The organism is Pseudoalteromonas sp. S3178 (assembly GCF_005886985.1).
Classification (GTDB): Bacteria; Pseudomonadota; Gammaproteobacteria; order Enterobacterales; family Alteromonadaceae; genus Pseudoalteromonas; species Pseudoalteromonas carrageenovora.
The window spans coordinates 107,560-124,155 of record NZ_PNCW01000025.1; the positions used below are offsets into that span (position 1 = coordinate 107,560).

Below are 16,596 nucleotides of genomic sequence, written 5' to 3' on the forward strand. Positions count from 1 at the left end.
CAAAGTTTTACCCACATTATAAAAACCAACAGCGCACTTTCACTCTGTAAAAATGCGCTGTTGGTAAGTAACTATTTCCCAATGCTTTTGCCTAATGAGCTTTAACTAAATTACTCACTTTGGCTTGAATCAGCATCATCACCACTGTCTTTATTTGCTGATTGCTGGCTTATTTTATCGCTTATCATGGCATCAAGCTTTTCGCCGCCTTTTATACCAAAATCTAAAGTACGTATTGGGAATGGAATACTAATATCAGCTTCATCAAGTGCTTGTTTAACTGCCACTACGCCCTTGTGGCGTACTGTCATAAAGTCTGGCTCGCCAGGGTATTTAATCCAAAACCACACAAGTAGATTAATACTACTGTCGCCAAAACCTTCTGCGTATACAGCAGTTTCGTCTTTGCGTATTACAAAATCAAATTCGTTAATTTTATCAACTATAACGTCTTTGGCTTTTTCAATATCATCACCATACGAAATGCCTACTGGCACTTCTATGCGCCTAACGCCTAACGTGGTGTAATTTTTTAACACGTTTCTAAATAATACTTTGTTTGGTACTAGGATTAACTGCCCGTAAAAGCTCTCTATTAGGGTATTACGTAGGTTTATTGAATGTACTGAGCCAAATACATCGTCGGTTTCAATTACATCACCCGCTTTAAATGGTTTGCGTATTCCCATAGCTATACCGGCTATTAGGTTTTCGGTCATGTCTTGAAATGCAAAACCTATAGCTAAACCAACAATACCCGCACCGGCTAACAATGAGGTTACAGTGCCTTTTAACCCCATAAAGTCTAAAGCTATAAATAAGCCGACACATAAAACAATCACTTTAAAAATAGAGGCCATTAAATCGGCTATTTGTTTTGAATCGAGCGAGCGTCTTAATACGTTTTTCATCAGCTTACCGGCAAAGCGCGCCAGTATTGAAAATACAATAGCGATAACAACCGCTACTATAAAGTTTGGGATATGGCTTATTACTACATCAAACCATCCGCCGAGCTTTTCTTCTATGAGTTTTTCGGCTTCGCCAACTGAAGGAATACTTATCATATTTTTGCACCTGTTTATTCGTCATCTCATTAATATTAGATGAAGTTAGCAAGTTTAGCGCCAGCATAAAAAAGCCATGCAATGCATGGCTCTTTTAGTAATTATTAAGCTTAAATAAAACGCGTTAGTTTTGCTCGTCGCGCATAAATACCGGTTCAAGATCTTTAGTTGTTGCCTCGGGGCTAAAGTAATAACCCGCAACAGTAAACTCTTTTAATTGGCTTAACTGCGTTATTTGGTTTTCTATAATGTAACGGGCCATCATGCCGCGCGCTTTTTTAGCGTAAAAGCTAATTACTTTATACTGACCATTTTTACAGTCTTTAAAATGTGGCGTAATAATTTGTGCATTAAGCGCTTTTTTATCTACCGCTTTAAAATATTCGTTTGAAGCAAGGTTAACGAGGTATTGTGCGTCTTGCGCTTTTGTTACTTCGTTTAGCTTATTAGCAATAATACTGCCCCAAAATTCATACAAGTTTTTACCACGAGGGTTTTCAAGCTTGGTACCCATTTCTAGGCGGTAAGCTTGCATTAAATCAAGTGGCTTTAATAACCCGTATAAACCAGAAAGAATGCGTAAATGGCTTTGAGCGTACTCTAGGTTACTCGCGGTAAGTGTGGCGGCATTTAAACCACCGTATACATCGCCGTTAAAGGCAAGTACTGCTTGTTTAGCATTACTTTGTGTAAACGGCTGCGCCCACTCACTAAAGCGTGCTGCGTTAAGCCCAGAGAGCTTATCGCTAATTTTCATTAGGCTGCCAATTTGCGCTGGTGTTAGTTCTCGGCATACTTTCATGAGCTCTTCGCTGTGCTCTAGTAATTCAGGCTGAGTGAACTTGTCTGTTGCGGGTGGCGTGTCGTAATCAAGATTTTTCGCTGGTGAAATAACAGTGATCATAGTTAGCTATTGACTTGTAATTTATTTAATGTCAATTTCAACATTAAATGAAACGAAAAGCACGTTTTGTTTAAATAAATCCTCCCTTAAATAACTCATACATCGCCGTTATTCTATTGATAAGGACATAAGACCTATCAAGCATTGTCACACTGTTGCAGTATGGATTGTATATATTAAGGGTGTTTAGATTTTCTTTTAACTTGCTTGGAATGAGGAAAGCAAATGACTTCAGCTCTACAAAGGCTAAAACAACATTCATCTATCGTAGCCGACACTGGCGATATTGAAGCGATCAAAAAGCATCAACCAGAAGATGCAACCACAAATCCATCGCTTTTATTAAAAGCGAGTGAGATTGAAGCTTATAAGCCTTACCTAGATAAAGCTTGGAGCTACGCAAAAGAAACCGAGCAAGATGCTGCTAAACAACTTGAACTTGCATGTGATTACTTTGCAGTATTGCTTGGTAAAGAAATTAGTGAAATTGTACCGGGTTACATTTCTACAGAAGTAGATGCTCGTCTTTCGTTTAATACCCAAGCTACAATTGATAAAGCCCATACGCTACTTAGCCTTTACGAAAAAGAAGGCGTAAGCAAAGACAAGATTTTAATTAAAGTTGCGTCTACGTGGGAAGGCATTAAAGCCGCTGAGCAGCTAGAAAAAGAAGGGACTAAATGTAACCTTACTTTATTATTTAGCGATGCCCAAGCACGTGCGTGTGCCGATGCAAACGTATTTTTAATCTCACCATTTGTTGGCCGTATTTTAGATTGGCACGTTGCTAACGGCATGGAGAAACCAACTGATCCGCTACAAGATCCTGGTGTTCAGTCGGTTCGTAGCATTTTTGAATTTTACAAACGTCATGATTATAAAACGGTTGTTATGGGCGCAAGCTTTCGTAACACGGGCGAAATTATTGCCCTTACAGGTTGTGACAAGCTAACTATTAGCCCTAACCTTTTAGAAGACCTAGGTAATTTAAAAGGCGCACAGGAATACTTGCTAGAAACAGATATTCCTAAAGAGCCAAAACCTGAGCCGCTTACAGAAGCCCAGTTCCGTTGGTTACATAACCAAGATGCAATGGCGACTGAAAAGCTAGCCGAAGGTATTCGCTCTTTTGCTGATGCACAAGAACAATTAGAAGCACGTTTTAAAGCAATGTAATTGGTTTAAACGTACATTAAAAAACGTCGCAATTGCGGCGTTTTTTTATGTCTAAAAAACACTAACTATTTGCATAAACCTTCATCAATCAATCACACTTTTGTAACATTAATGTCACTTTTTTATTCTATTTTAGCTAGGCCTGTGGTATAGGTATTCTTGAGGTCAATAAAATCAATAGGAGAAGTACATGGATAGCCTAAACGATATATTAGAGATATTAGAAGGTCCTAATACAACACGGAAAACCTCTCAAAAAAATAAAAAAAGAAAGTGGCGGGAAATAGAAGCAATAAAAGACAAACACCGTTTACGTAAAGAACTAGAAGAATACGATTACTTAACAGACAGTATTGCGATTGACGAGCTAGACTTTTAATCCTTTACAACCAACTAAACAAAAAGGCTTTCACTATATGAAAGCCTTTTTAATGCGTTGCTTTTAGTTAAACCTGCCAATTAATGGGTTTATTACCTTGTGATTGTAATAAGTCATTAGTTTTTGAAAAGTGCTGACAGCCAAAAAAACCACGATGTGCAGAAAGCGGCGAAGGATGCGGCCCTTTTAAAATATGATGACGTGCACTGTTTATACTTTTACCTTTTTTTTGCGCATGTGCGCCCCATAAAATAAATACTACACCTTCGCAGTGCTCATTAATGTGCGCAATTACGTTATCGGTAAATTGCTCCCATCCTAAATGCTTATGAGAATGCGCTTGCCCTTGCTCAACAGTAAGTACCGTATTAAGCAAAAATACGCCTTGCTCTGCCCAGCTCTGCAGGTAACCGTGTGCTGGAATAGTAAAGCCAGTAATATCGATAGCTAACTCTTTGTACATATTTTTAAGCGACGGTGGCAGTTTTTTAACCTCAGGCAATACCGAAAAACACAAGCCATGTGCTTGTCCTTCGCCGTGGTAAGGGTCTTGCCCCAAAATAACCACTCGAATGTTGTTAAGTTCTGTTGCATCAAAAGCGTTAAATACTTGTTGCTCTGGCGGATAAACTGCAACGCCTTCTTCTCTGCGCTTAGTGACATAATCTAAGGTTTTCAGCATATAGGGCTGCTGTAATTCGCTTTGTAAAAAGCCTGACCAATCGCTCATTGTGTGCTCTTAATTTGTTTGCGTGATACATCTATTTTATCACACATATCAGCAAGCCCATCGAGCATACGCGGCGAAAAACGATGCAATAAATCGGCATTTACACTAATAAAATGATTATTTTTAACCGCAGGTACTTCTGGCCATTTTTGCCAATCGACAACCGGTTGTGGTGTTTTTGATTTTTCATCAGGGGTAATAATAATTTGCGGCTTAGTCATAACAACATTTTCGATACTAATCTGCGGGTAGTCGGTATCGCTTTGTGCAAACACATTACTTACATGACATGTTTCAATGAGCTGGTTTATCCATGTGTTTTTACTTACCGTCATCATTGGCTCTGGCCATAGTTGATAAAAACCAGTTAATATTTTTTTGCTTTGCTGCTGTTTTTTAATTTTTTTGAGCTTAGTAATAAATGCGTTTGCTACTTGCTCGCTTTGCTCAACACGCCCAGTAAATTTACCAAAAGTAATCAGCTCGTTTGCAACTTCTTCTATTTTTTTGGGATCACTTAAATGTACTTTTATACCAAGGCGTTTAATTTGTTCTAAATCTTCACTTTGATTACCACTTTTCCAACCAATTACTAAATCAGGTTTTAGCGCTAATAATTTTTCAAGGGAAATACCATAGTAACCACCAATGCGCTCAATACTTTTAGCCTCAGCTGGGTAATCGGCGTAATCAACAGTACCGACAATATTACTCCCCGCGCCTATAGCAAATAGGTTTTCTACTATATGCGGCGCAAGTGCCACTACACGTATCTTATTAGGATTTGTTACTTCATTTGCAGCTGCATTGCCTAATAAACTGCATAGCCCAAGTCCAACTAAAAGCGCTTTGTACATTAGTAATCAAACCCTTCTAGCGCTTTTATTCCTGAGTCGAACGCATGTTTTACATTACGTACTTCACTTACTGTATCTGCAAGATCGGTTAAAGTGCGATGCGCTGCACGACCGGTAATAATAACCGACTGCATAGGTGGGCGGTTATTAAGCGCGCTGACCACTTCGTCTAGGTCAATGTAGCCGTAAGTCACCATGTAAGTAAGTTCATCAAGTAATACTAAATCAATACTGCTATCTGCAAGCATACGCTTAGACTCTTGCCATGTTGCTTGGGCAGCAGCAGTGTCGGCCTCTTTATTTTGTGTATCCCATGTAAACCCTGTATTCATTACTGCAAATTCAACACCTGCACCTTGTAATAAATTACGCTCGCCACACTCCCACGTACCTTTAATAAACTGACATACAGCGGCTTTTTTACCATGACCAACACAGCGCGCAACCACACCAAAGCCAGAGGTTGATTTACCTTTACCATTTCCTGTAATTACTTGGAATATACCTTTTACGTCTTGCGCGGCGGCAACACGCGCATCTACCTGCTCTTTTACTTTTTGCTGGCGTTGATTGTGCTTATCGTTGCTTTTATCTGTCATTATTGTGCCCTTCATAAATCGATATAACTTGTTGTATGTTTAAGTGTGCCTCGCACATAGTTGCTAAGCGTTCTAATTGCTGTTCGCGGTGCTCGGCAATACTAATTGGCTTTATTGCGGCCTCTGGTTTTACCCAGTTTAAAATTTGCGATGTGGCGCTGGCCTCATCAAATAAACCATGTAAATAAGTGCCTGCTATAGCATTATCATCACTAATAAAGCCATCGTTTACAAATCCATTAGGATGCTCAGTAAAAGTTAAAAATGGCTTATTAAGCGCAGGCCCTTTACTAACACCTGCATGTATTTCGTAGCCGCTACACGGTGTTTGTAAATCATTTAACTGCAGTGTTGCTGATAATTTAGAGAGTACTTTTTGCGTGCTCAGTGTGGTTTCAAAATCGCACAGAGCAAGCCCCATTATTTGCTTTAACGACGACTCAACTCCATCAGGATCGTTTATGGTATATCCCAGCATTTGCATACCACCACAAATACCAAGTACTTTGCCACCATAGCGTAAGTGTTGCTTTATTTGTGTATCCCAACCTTCGCTTTTTAAAAAGGTTAAATCCCCGAGCACATTTTTACTACCCGGCACAATGATCAGGTCAACTGCTGGAATCGTTTGCGTGTGGCGTACATACGTTATATTAATATTGGGATGCAAACGCAGTGCATCAAAGTCGGTATGGTTACTAATATGAGGCAATAAAAGTACTGCAATATTAATGGTGGCACTCGTCACTTTGTTATCTATCGCAACGGCATCTTCAGCATCAAGGGCTAAATCGTGCAAATATGGAAGTACACCAAGCACAGGCTTATTTGTGTATTGCTCTAGCCAATCTAGTCCGCCTTGTAGCAAACTCAAATCGCCCCTAAAGCGATTTATAACAAACCCTTTTACGCGCGCTTGTTCTGATTCGCTTAGCAGCGCTAATGTTCCCACTAAGTGTGCAAACACGCCGCCTTTGTCAATATCAGCAATGATAATGACCGGGCAATCTACCGCTTCTGCATAACCCATATTTGCTATGTCGTTTTCACGTAGATTAATTTCAGCCGGGCTACCAGCACCTTCAACCAGTAATAAATCAAAACGTTTAGCTAAGCGGTTATGCGAGGTAAGTACTGCATCCATAGCCACTTTTTTATAGTCGTGATATTTACCCGCTTCCATATTACTAATAGCTTTGCCATGAATAATAACTTGTGCGCCAGTGTCGCTATTAGGCTTAAGTAATATGGGGTTAAAGTCTATTTCGGGCTCTACTTTAGCCGCTATTGCTTGCAAAGCTTGCGCACGACCAATTTCGCCGCCATCTTTAGTTACTGCACTATTAAGTGCCATATTTTGTGGCTTAAATGGAGCAACATTTACTCCTCGCTTTGCAAACACTCTGCAAAGCGCCGCTACTAACGTGCTTTTACCCGCATCTGATGTAGTGCCTTGAACCATTAGGGTTTTCATTGGACTACACCTTAGATTTTCTAAAAAACAATAAACTTAAAAAAAACACACTACCTATTGCAGCAGTAATAACACCGACAGGTAGCTCTTGGTTTTTTAATAATGAGCGTGAAAACACATCAACCCACACCATAAATGTGCCGCCAACTAAGCTCGTCACTAATAGGCCAGCTACACTACCTTGTGATATAAAAAAGCGCACAATATGCGGTACCATTAAACCTACAAAGCCTATACCACCACACATTGCCACCAGCACTGCGGTTATTAACGAACTTAAAACAAGCATTAAAATTCTAAATCGATGTACCCGCACACCTAGCGTTATGGCGCTTTCATCGCCCAATAGCATTGCATTAAGCTGCCTTCTGAAGCTCAGCATAAAACCAATGCACACAACAATAACGACTAACGGCAACCAAAGCGTTGCCCATTGCGCACGTGCAAAGCTACCTAACGTCCAAAACAAAATAGCCGCAACAGCCTGAGGATCGCTCCAATAAAGTAACAAGCTAGTAAATGCGCTAAATAAAAACGACAATGCAACACCTGCCAACAACATAGACTCAACTTGAGCACTTTGCTGCCTACCGGCTATAAGTATTAATAAACTCATTGCAGCCAAACTGCCTAAAAGCGCCGCAGTAGATAACATAAAACCAGCGCTAATGCCTGTAACAGCCATAAGTACTACCACTCCAAACGAAGCCCCCGATGATATACCGAATAAGTATGGATCAGCGAGCGGATTGCGCGTGACGGTTTGCAAAATAAGCCCTGCAATTGCTAATCCTGCGCCTGCCATAAACGCAAGTAACGTACGTGGCATCCTTAGCTCGTAAATAATACGCGTATTAAAAGAGACTTCATTTGAAAGTAAAAAACTATTTAACACATCCTCAAGTGAAGTATCTGCCGCACCAAAACTAAGTGCTGCAAATAAGCTAAATAATGCAGCTGCAATGCTTATAAATAGTGCAAGTGAGTGACGAGTATTAACTGCGCTCATATTATTCATAACCATAAAAGTAAGTGATGTGAGGAATGCTATTTCCCGCTTTAGATAACTGTGGATGGCTATTTACTTGAGCGCATACACCAAAGACTTCAGCTAGCATGTTTTCGGTTAATACCTGTGTTGGCGTACCCGAATGCGTAATTTCGCCGTTTTTAATAACAAGCAGTTCATCACACATTGCAGCAGCTAGGTTTAAATCATGAAACGATGCAAATACAGTTACACCGAGCGATTTAGCCAGCTCCATAACTTGTATTTGGTATTTAACATCTAAATGGCTGGTTGGTTCGTCCATAATTAATAACTGAGGTTGCTGCACAATCGCGCGAGCAATTAAAGCGCGTTGTTTTTCACCGCCAGAGAGCGATTCGAAACTTTGATTACTGTGTTGCTCAAGCCCTACAGTGTTGATAGCTTGGATGATATTTTGTTTATCGCTGTTGGTTACTGAACTAAATAACGATTTATGAGGAGTAAGCCCAAGCGCAATAACGTCAAATACGCTTAGGTTAAATTGCGAAGGTGTTTCTTGAAGTACCACAGCGACTTGCTTTGCATAATCTTCACTTTTAAGTTGCCAAATATCGTGGTTATTAAAAGTAATCTGCCCTGATATTGGCCGGTTAAAACGATATAAACAACGTAGCAAACTCGACTTACCCGCCCCATTTGGCCCGATTAGACCCACAAACTTACCTGGCGATATTTGCAAATTAATATTATTTAAAATGCTTTTATTGGCAATCCCCCACGAAACATTATTAACGTTAAGTAAAGGCGTGTTTGGCGCTGATTTATTGTGCAACAGTGAGTCCTTGGTAGGCGTGCACTCACTAACAATACAGCTAACAATACCTAGTGCATTAATAAAAAATGAGTAAACCCGCTCGTTAAAAAAATTTTACCAATCTGCTTAGATACAGAAGCTATTAAGCGATAAATTTAACTCGCTAAATTGTTCAAATATTTATGCTAATTAGTATTGCTCATTTGTATCTGACTTAAAGCTTTATGCTAATTACAGTTACGGGAATAGTTGAGGGTTTGCACCTCATTCCAAATGAGGGTCTATTATGGGCGGGTAAAGAATTTAAAGCAAAAAAAACCGCGCTCAAAGGAGCACGGTTAAAAAGGGAGTGTTTTAACTAATTTAGCGAATAATTAAAACTTGTATTCCATACCTAAGCCTACATAATCTTGGTCAACGTTGTTGTCCATGTCGAAGCTTGAGTAAAAACCAAATACTTTAATGTTTTTATTAAACTTGTGATCAACACCTACAGATACCGCAGTTTTATCGTCGCTATCGTCAAAGTCCATTGCTTGGTACTGTACTTTGAAGGTGTTTTTACCCATGCTGTAAGCTGCGTTTAGTAAGTAACCGTCAGCTTCTGCACTGCCATCCACTGTTTCTTGCGTTTGGTACATTGCGCCTAGTTTAAAGTTTTCAACTTTACCTTGAATTGACGCACGTACAACATCGTAGCCATTTACTTCGCTATCGGCTGCTATTGACGCATATATAGCGCTATTTTTAAGTGCTACATCGCCATAAGTAACCGCTAATGAATAACCGTTATCTGCATCTACGTCATCTTCGGCAATAAAAGTAGCAAGTAATTTAAAACCTTCGTATGTTTTAGATGTATAAGTAATTGAATCACCTAAACGGTTTTCACCTTTAAATACGTTTTTAATATCGCCTTCAAGGTCGTTAAATAAATCTAATTTACCTTGAGATTGTTTAAGGGCTGTATCGTTACGACCCACAACTACCTGACCATATGCGCCTTTTAAGCCAACATATTGGTTACGAGCAGAAATATTGTCGTCGTTGTCGCCTTTTGAGTCAGCATCAGACACGTCTACTTGAAACTCAAACTTATAAACCGCTTCTAGGCCGTCTGTTATTTTTTCAGAACCTTTAAGACCAAAGCGAGATGCGTTACTTTTAATTTCTGTGAAAGACCCTTCACCATCATCAGACGACTGCACAGTAACATTCGCTTTACCGTAAACATCAACGTCTGCAAGCGCATTAAAAGATAAACCACTTAATAAAGCGACACATAAGCTCGATTTTACAAATTTCATGTTATTTCCTCGATAATCACAAAAGACTAATTTTTAAAACAGCTGCAGTTTGGCATCACTAAATGACAAAAATATTACAAATGAAATATTTTTGTCTTTTAAAGTTAATAAAACTGCATTATTTATGAAATCAAAAGGACATGTTCACTAATCAGGCAAATTAGTACCTAATAAAAGCTTTTGCTAAGTCAGCTCTACTTTAGGTAATAAATTTATTAAAGTTTCTATTAATTCCTTTTGCTCATTGTCTCTATGATAGGCTACAAATATATCTCGTGAAGTATTTTCCACATCTTTAACATGAAACAGCTCACCCTTATCAAGGTGATCTTGCACAAGCACCTGAGGTATAAAGGCACTGCCACCACATTGCAGTATTAAATCAAGCGCAATACGCCCTGTACTGGTTCTAAAATAAGGGGGCGTTTTACCTGTAAACTGGCGAGCATGCCAAAGTGAAAAAGTAGTGCCCCAGTCAACATACACATATTGGTTATCAAAAAAGTTTTCGTTTGTTGCGGTGTCAAATGCACTTACTGGAATAATTGGCAGCTCACAGATACGCTCAACCACTAACTCGTCAACCTTTGGCGGATCAAACAAAATAGCCAAATCGAGTGTGCGCTCTAAAAGGAGTCGTGTACTTTCTTGCTGCGCTTTAACTTCAGCTACAAGCGACACCCCAGGCATAGCCGACACTATATTAGTTATACCAAACTGTAAAAATGCATCCCAAATATTAGGTGTACCAGCAAGTGTTACCTGCTTATGCATATTATCAGCAAGCGCCACATCCACTTTTGCGCGCTGCATACCAGTAATTATCATTTTTGCATGGGGTAATAAACGCTCACCGGGCGCCGTTAACTGAATATTATTTCGTTGGCGTATAAATAAATTAACCCCAAGACCTTGCTCAAGTTGGCGAATCCTAAAACTTACTGCAGACTGCGTTATGTAGAGGTTTTCGGCCGCTTTACCGAAGTGGCGAGTACGCACTACTTCTACAAATGTTTTTAATAAATCTATATCCAATTTTTTATCCTCACGATAAAAATAATTTGTTTAATAAATTACCAAACTTGCATCATACTCCAACTAATTAATAGGGTATGAGGATAAAGTTATGAGCAATAATATTTCACTACTACGCCAAGCATTTGTTAGCCAACGTCAATTTTATGATGATCAAAACTTTCCACGTGGTTTTGGCCGCAGCGGAAACTTCACCTTGTTAGAAGCCAGCATATTAGAACAGCACGGAGTTGTTTTAAAAGGCTTATACTCTAAAACTATAGCGCCACAAAATGAACATCAAGAACAATTTGTAGCGGTGGTTACGGGTTCTTTAGAGCCTACAAACCCAATTGAGCGTGCGTGGGTTAAATACTTAAAACTAACAACCTGTAAAACTAAATTCCACACATTATTTGGTCGTTCTAAAATGTCAGGGCCAGCACCCATTAGCCAAGAGTATTATTCAGAAGCAGATAGCTTGTAAGCCACTAAGTTATTTGCTTTTTTGCGTTTTAGCAGTTACAACTTGTATTAGCAAATACTTTTGCAAAATATTAAACAAGGTAGCTACGTGACGCGAAAAATACTAATAATTGAAGATACGCCTACTATAGCGCGTGTGCAAAAGCACATTGCGCTTAAAGCTGGCTACGATGTTGATATCGCCGAGTCGTTAGCTCAAGCTAAAGAACTATTAAATTCAAACGCTTACTTTTGCGCTGTCGTAGACTTTATTTTACCTGATGCGCCAACAGGCGAAGCTGTCCCCTGTACTATAGCTGCAGAAATTCCTACCATTGTAATGACTGGTAATATCGATCAGCAAACACGCGACACGGTAGAAAAATACCCAATAATTGATTACATAACCAAAGAAAACAAACAAGCTTATCAATACTTAGAAAAGCAGTTACTGCGCCTACCCCGTAATGAAAACGTAAAAGTACTCGTTGTTGACGACTCAACCTCTACACGTCGCTATATTTGCAGCTTACTCGCACGACACAAATACCAAACAATAGAAGCTAAAGATGGTGTTGAGGCACTTAAAATGCTTGAAGCCTCACCAGATATCACGGTAATAATTACTGACAACGAAATGCCCAATATGAATGGTGACGAATTATGTACACAAATTCGTAGCCTATACAGTAACGATGAAAAAGCGATTATTGGTATTTCTGGGGCTGACTCTTCAGCGCTTTCTAGCTTATTTTTAAAAAATGGCGCTAACGATTATCTGCACAAACCTTTTAATAGCGAAGAATTTTACTGTCGCCTTAGTCAAAACGTAGATATGTTAGAGCAAATTGCCACCATTAAGCGCCAAGCAAATACTGACTACTTAACAAACTTGCCTAACCGCCGCTACTTTTTTGAAGAGGCTGAAAAATCACTCAAGCAAATTAAGCGCACTAACGGCGATGGTGCACTTGCCATGCTTGATATTGACCACTTTAAATCAATTAACGATACCCACGGACACGATGTAGGCGATGAAGTATTAAAAGGGCTTTCTATATGCTTTAAAAAGTACTTTAAAAAGCACCTTGTAGCGCGTTTGGGTGGTGAAGAGTTTGCGGTTTATTTTATAGATGTAGAAAAACAAGAAGCCCTTAAACGTCTTGAAGGATTTAGATACTTTATAGAAGCTAATAGCCATGAGTTTAGTAGCGCTAAAATCAAATTTACTATTTCAATTGGTTTTGTAAGTGGCCCTGTTTATAAAATTGATGAGCTATTAAAACAGGCCGATTTAAAGCTGTATGACGCTAAAGAAACCGGCCGTAATAAAGTAGTTAGCTAGGCTGTAACACTTACACCTCGGCGGCTGTTATTGCCGCCTTTTTACGTTTACGCGACTGATGATACGAGTCCCACGTAAATATCGCTAAAGCGCTCCAAATACACGCAAAAGTAATAACTCGCTCGGCATCAAACACTTCATCGTAAAATACCACAGCTAGCATAAACATTAAGCTTGGCCCTATGTATTGGAAAAAGCCCAGTGTAGTGTACTGCAAGCGCTTAGCAGCGCCAGTAAAACAAAGCAGTGGCAAAGTGGTAATAATACCGGCACTAATTAGCAATACATTTGTATGCCAATCATTTACTACCAAATCTGATGTGGCTGTAGGAGCCATTACCCACCAATAAATTAACGCGACAGGCAGTAAAATCAGTGCTTCGAGTAAAATACCAGGAAGTGCTTCAACTGGTAATTTTTTACGTAACAAGCCATAAATAGCGAATGAGGTAGCCAGTGAAAACGCTACCACAGGGAACGAGCCAAAGCTAACAAGCTGTAGTACCACGCCAGCAAATGCTAAAAATACCGCAAACCCTTGTAGTTTTCGTAAGCGCTCGCCTAAAAACAGCATACCTAGTAACACATTAAGCAGCGGGTTTATGTAGTAACCTAAGCTGGCGTCAAGCATGTGGTTGTTATTAACGGCCCAAATAAATAAGCCCCAGTTAAAGCCTAATATAGAAGACGTTATAACCAACATAAGCATAATTTTTGGCTGAACAACAATGCGCTTAACCTTACCCCAATATTTAAGCACACTCACTACAAGTACTAAAAATACGACCGACCAGACAACGCGGTGAGTTAAAATCTCAAAAGCAGAAACATGTTGAATTTGCTTAAAATAAATCGGTGCTAAGCCCCACATTAAAAAGGCTAAACAGGCAAAAATACCGCCTTTACGCTGCTCGTTTTCCATCGACATAAATACAACTTACTCATACTAAAAGGCCGACAGTTTATACCAATTCGCACTATTAAGTGATTTATTTTGAGGCGAGTAAACCTAAACGCAAGGCAAAGCTTTTTATTTAGCAGTACTTAATTAGTGGCTTTACCCCACTAAATACGTACCTGTGCCAAAAGCTATTTGTACTGACTTTTCATTATGCAGCTCCATTCTGCACACACATACTTTATTACCTGAACGAATAAGTGTGGCACTCGCTATAAAGCTCTCCCCTTTACCTGGGCGTAAATAGTCGGTGCGTAAATCAATAGTGCCTAATGTAGCAAGCTTTTGCTGCACACTTGGCACATCTATATCGGTTAGTTTGTCTATTACACTGGCTGCTGCAAGCATACCGCCGACATTATCAAGTACGGCTGAAATAATTCCGCCGTGGAGAATTTTTTGCGCAGGGTTACCAACAAACACATCCTGCCAAGGAAAGCTTATTTTAGCTTGTTCAGGGCTTAGCGACTCCACTGATATGTTTAAAAACTGGTTAAATGGCATACCACTTACAAACAACGCGCCTACTTGTTCAATTAACATTTCTTTATTCATTATTATTCTCTATGTTTAAATCAACACTGGTACGATGAGTAAAGCATAACTTGAGCAAAACTACGAGGCTCTGATCAAATCATTTACCTTTAAGCTAAAGACATCTTATAAAAAAAACACTAAAATACCCGCCGATGACTACATTAACGCAACCTTCTAGCACTCTAGTGCGCAAACCCGAAACTGTCCTCAAACAAGTGTTTGGCTACAGCGAATTCCGCGATGGCCAAAAAGCAGTGATTGATGCGGCTATTAGCGGTAAAGATTCTCTGGTATTGCTGCCTACAGGCGGTGGTAAATCAGTGTGCTACCAAGTTCCGGCCTTAGTACTTGATGGCGTTACTATTGTTATTTCTCCACTTATATCGTTAATGCAAGATCAGGTTACGCAATTACAAGCATTAGGTGTTAAAGCTGCTTATGTAAATAACAGCTTAGGGCGAGAAGAACAGCAATTAGTGTATCAACAGCTCCATCAGGGATTAATTAAACTATTATACGTAGCCCCTGAAAAAGTATTGCAGCGTGACTTTTTAGGGCGCTTATCGCACCTAAATGTAAGCCTCTTTGCCATAGACGAAGCGCACTGTGTATCCCATTGGGGACATGACTTTAGACCGCATTACTTTAGATTAAACGAGCTTAAACAACGTTTTTCTCATGTACCGATGATGGCGCTTACTGCCACAGCCGATAAAGCCACTCGCTTTGATATAGTTGAACAATTAAAACTACAACAGCCCTATATCCATACTGGCAGCTTTGATCGCCCTAATATTCGCTACACAATAGAAGAAAAATTTAAGCCTATGGCGCAACTACTGCGCTATTTAAAAGAGCAAAAAAATCAAAGTGGTATTATTTACTGCACCAGCCGCAAACGCGTTGACGACATAGCCGAAAAACTTGCCGATGCAGGCCTAAATGCCGCCGCCTATCATGCGGGTATGAGTAACGAGCAACGCCAATTTGTACAAACCGGTTTTGCCCGTGACGACATTCAAATAGTGGTCGCGACTGTGGCATTTGGTATGGGAATAAATAAACCTAACGTGCGCTTTGTATTGCATTACGATATTCCTAAAAGCATAGAAGCTTATTATCAAGAAACCGGGCGTGCTGGTCGTGACGGCTTAGCCGCAGAAGCCATAATGTATTTTGACCCGGCTGATATTGGCCGCGTTAGGCGCTTTTTTGAAGATATAGATGATGAGCAACGCCGCCGCGTAGAAGAACAACGCTTTAACGCCATGGCAAGTTTTGCAGAGGCACAAACCTGCAGACGTCAAATCCTCCTTAATTACTTTAGTGAATATAAACGCGAACAATGCGGTAACTGCGATATTTGCATAAATCCGCCAAAAAGTTTTGATGGTACTTTAGTTGCCCAACAAGCGCTTTCGTGTGTATACAGAGCTGGGCAGCGTTTTGGTTTAGGTTATATTGTTGAGTTATTACGCGGGGCTAATACAAGCCGCATACGCGACAACAACCATCATGAACTAAGTACATACGGCATAGGTAAAGATAAAAGTAGTGAATTTTGGCTTAGTATTTTGCGCCAACTTATTCATCAGGGTTTACTAAGCCAAGATATAACGCAAGGTGCATCACTACGCTTAACCGAAGCTGCCCGCGCGGTACTTAAAAGTGAATACGCACTACAAATGGCTGAACCTCGCCTGCAAGCTAAACACGTATACCAAGACAAACTTGCCCAATTTAATTACGATAAAAAACTATTTGCCCGCTTACGTGCTCTGCGTAAAGAGCTCGCTGATGCCGACGATGTACCGCCTTATGTTGTATTTAACGATAAAACGTTAGCCGAAATGGCGCAGTTAATGCCTACAAACGACAGCGAATTTTTAAAAGTGTCGGGAGTTGGCTTTACCAAACTAAACAAGTATGGCGGCGAATTTTTAACTGCAATTCGCAATTACCTAGCGACCAATTAAGAA

The 16,596-nt window shown here is 39.8% G+C and carries 17 protein-coding genes; 5 read left to right on the top strand and 12 right to left on the bottom strand.

Annotated features, from left to right (window positions below; all coding sequences use genetic code 11):
• Positions 1-110: 110 nt before the first annotated feature.
• Together CWC11_RS07375 and yaaA are read right to left on the bottom strand one after the other, a co-directional pair.
• Complete coding sequence (locus CWC11_RS07375; RefSeq protein WP_138682168.1) at positions 111-1,067, bottom strand: mechanosensitive ion channel family protein; 957 nt, start codon at positions 1,065-1,067, stop codon at positions 111-113.
• Between the two features lie 124 nt (positions 1,068-1,191).
• Entirely contained in the window at positions 1,192-1,971 is a 780-nt protein-coding gene (gene yaaA / locus CWC11_RS07380; RefSeq protein WP_131692475.1) for a peroxide stress protein YaaA, read from the bottom strand.
• Positions 1,972-2,196: 225 nt separating this feature from the next.
• Here yaaA and tal point away from each other — a divergent pair, with 225 nt between their 5' ends.
• Complete coding sequence (tal, locus tag CWC11_RS07385) at positions 2,197-3,147, top strand: transaldolase (protein ID WP_138682169.1); 951 nt, start codon at positions 2,197-2,199, stop codon at positions 3,145-3,147.
• 190 nt (positions 3,148-3,337) lie between these two features.
• Entirely contained in the window at positions 3,338-3,526 is a 189-nt protein-coding gene (locus CWC11_RS07390; protein ID WP_058549501.1) for a DUF3545 family protein, read from the top strand.
• Positions 3,527-3,593: 67 nt separating this feature from the next.
• Here the strand turns inward: CWC11_RS07390 and ung are convergent, their stop codons facing one another.
• The 8 genes from ung to CWC11_RS07430 form a co-directional block, all read right to left on the bottom strand.
• Positions 3,594-4,256 carry a uracil-DNA glycosylase gene (gene ung / locus CWC11_RS07395; protein ID WP_138682170.1) on the bottom strand — a complete coding sequence of 221 codons (663 nt, stop codon included), beginning with the start codon at positions 4,254-4,256 and terminating at the stop codon, positions 3,594-3,596.
• Positions 4,253-5,113 (bottom strand): cobalamin-binding protein, encoded by an 861-nt coding sequence (locus tag CWC11_RS07400; protein ID WP_138682171.1) that lies wholly within the window; start codon positions 5,111-5,113, stop codon positions 4,253-4,255. The genes ung and CWC11_RS07400 overlap by 4 nt, the downstream gene beginning before the upstream one ends.
• Positions 5,113-5,712, bottom strand: coding sequence for a cob(I)yrinic acid a,c-diamide adenosyltransferase (cobO, locus tag CWC11_RS07405; protein ID WP_138682172.1), 600 nt, complete (start codon positions 5,710-5,712; stop codon positions 5,113-5,115). Before cobO ends, CWC11_RS07400 begins: the two co-directional genes overlap by 1 nt.
• Positions 5,702-7,186, bottom strand: coding sequence for a cobyric acid synthase (locus CWC11_RS07410; RefSeq protein ID WP_138682173.1), 1,485 nt, complete (start codon positions 7,184-7,186; stop codon positions 5,702-5,704). The genes cobO and CWC11_RS07410 overlap by 11 nt, the downstream gene beginning before the upstream one ends.
• Before the next feature lie 4 nt (positions 7,187-7,190).
• Entirely contained in the window at positions 7,191-8,195 is a 1,005-nt protein-coding gene (locus CWC11_RS07415) for a FecCD family ABC transporter permease (protein WP_138682174.1), read from the bottom strand.
• A gap of 1 nt (position 8,196) precedes the next feature.
• A complete protein-coding gene (locus CWC11_RS07420; RefSeq protein WP_138682175.1) occupies positions 8,197-9,009 on the bottom strand; it encodes an ABC transporter ATP-binding protein in 813 nt (270 codons plus the stop codon).
• Between the two features lie 356 nt (positions 9,010-9,365).
• The gene (locus CWC11_RS07425; RefSeq protein ID WP_058549495.1) at positions 9,366-10,298 is read right to left on the bottom strand and encodes a porin; all 933 of its coding nucleotides are present in this window, start codon (positions 10,296-10,298) and stop codon (positions 9,366-9,368) included.
• 183 nt (positions 10,299-10,481) lie between these two features.
• A complete protein-coding gene (locus tag CWC11_RS07430) occupies positions 10,482-11,333 on the bottom strand; it encodes a LysR family transcriptional regulator (RefSeq protein ID WP_058549494.1) in 852 nt (283 codons plus the stop codon).
• Between the two features lie 91 nt (positions 11,334-11,424).
• Between CWC11_RS07430 and CWC11_RS07435 the strand changes: the two genes are divergently transcribed.
• Both CWC11_RS07435 and CWC11_RS07440 read left to right on the top strand, forming a co-directional pair.
• Positions 11,425-11,799 (top strand): MaoP family protein, encoded by a 375-nt coding sequence (locus tag CWC11_RS07435; RefSeq protein WP_104643301.1) that lies wholly within the window; start codon positions 11,425-11,427, stop codon positions 11,797-11,799.
• Between the two features lie 87 nt (positions 11,800-11,886).
• Positions 11,887-13,122: a response regulator gene (locus CWC11_RS07440; protein WP_138682176.1), complete on the top strand. Its 1,236-nt coding sequence runs from the start codon at positions 11,887-11,889 to the stop codon at positions 13,120-13,122.
• Between the two features lie 10 nt (positions 13,123-13,132).
• Here the strand turns inward: CWC11_RS07440 and rarD are convergent, their stop codons facing one another.
• Together rarD and CWC11_RS07450 are read right to left on the bottom strand one after the other, a co-directional pair.
• A complete protein-coding gene (gene rarD, locus CWC11_RS07445) occupies positions 13,133-14,050 on the bottom strand; it encodes an EamA family transporter RarD (protein WP_138682177.1) in 918 nt (305 codons plus the stop codon).
• Between the two features lie 129 nt (positions 14,051-14,179).
• Entirely contained in the window at positions 14,180-14,635 is a 456-nt protein-coding gene (locus CWC11_RS07450) for a thioesterase family protein (protein ID WP_171038404.1), read from the bottom strand.
• A gap of 134 nt (positions 14,636-14,769) precedes the next feature.
• Between CWC11_RS07450 and recQ the strand changes: the two genes are divergently transcribed.
• Entirely contained in the window at positions 14,770-16,593 is a 1,824-nt protein-coding gene (gene recQ / locus CWC11_RS07455; protein ID WP_138682178.1) for a DNA helicase RecQ, read from the top strand.
• The last annotated feature ends 3 nt before the right edge of the window (positions 16,594-16,596 follow it).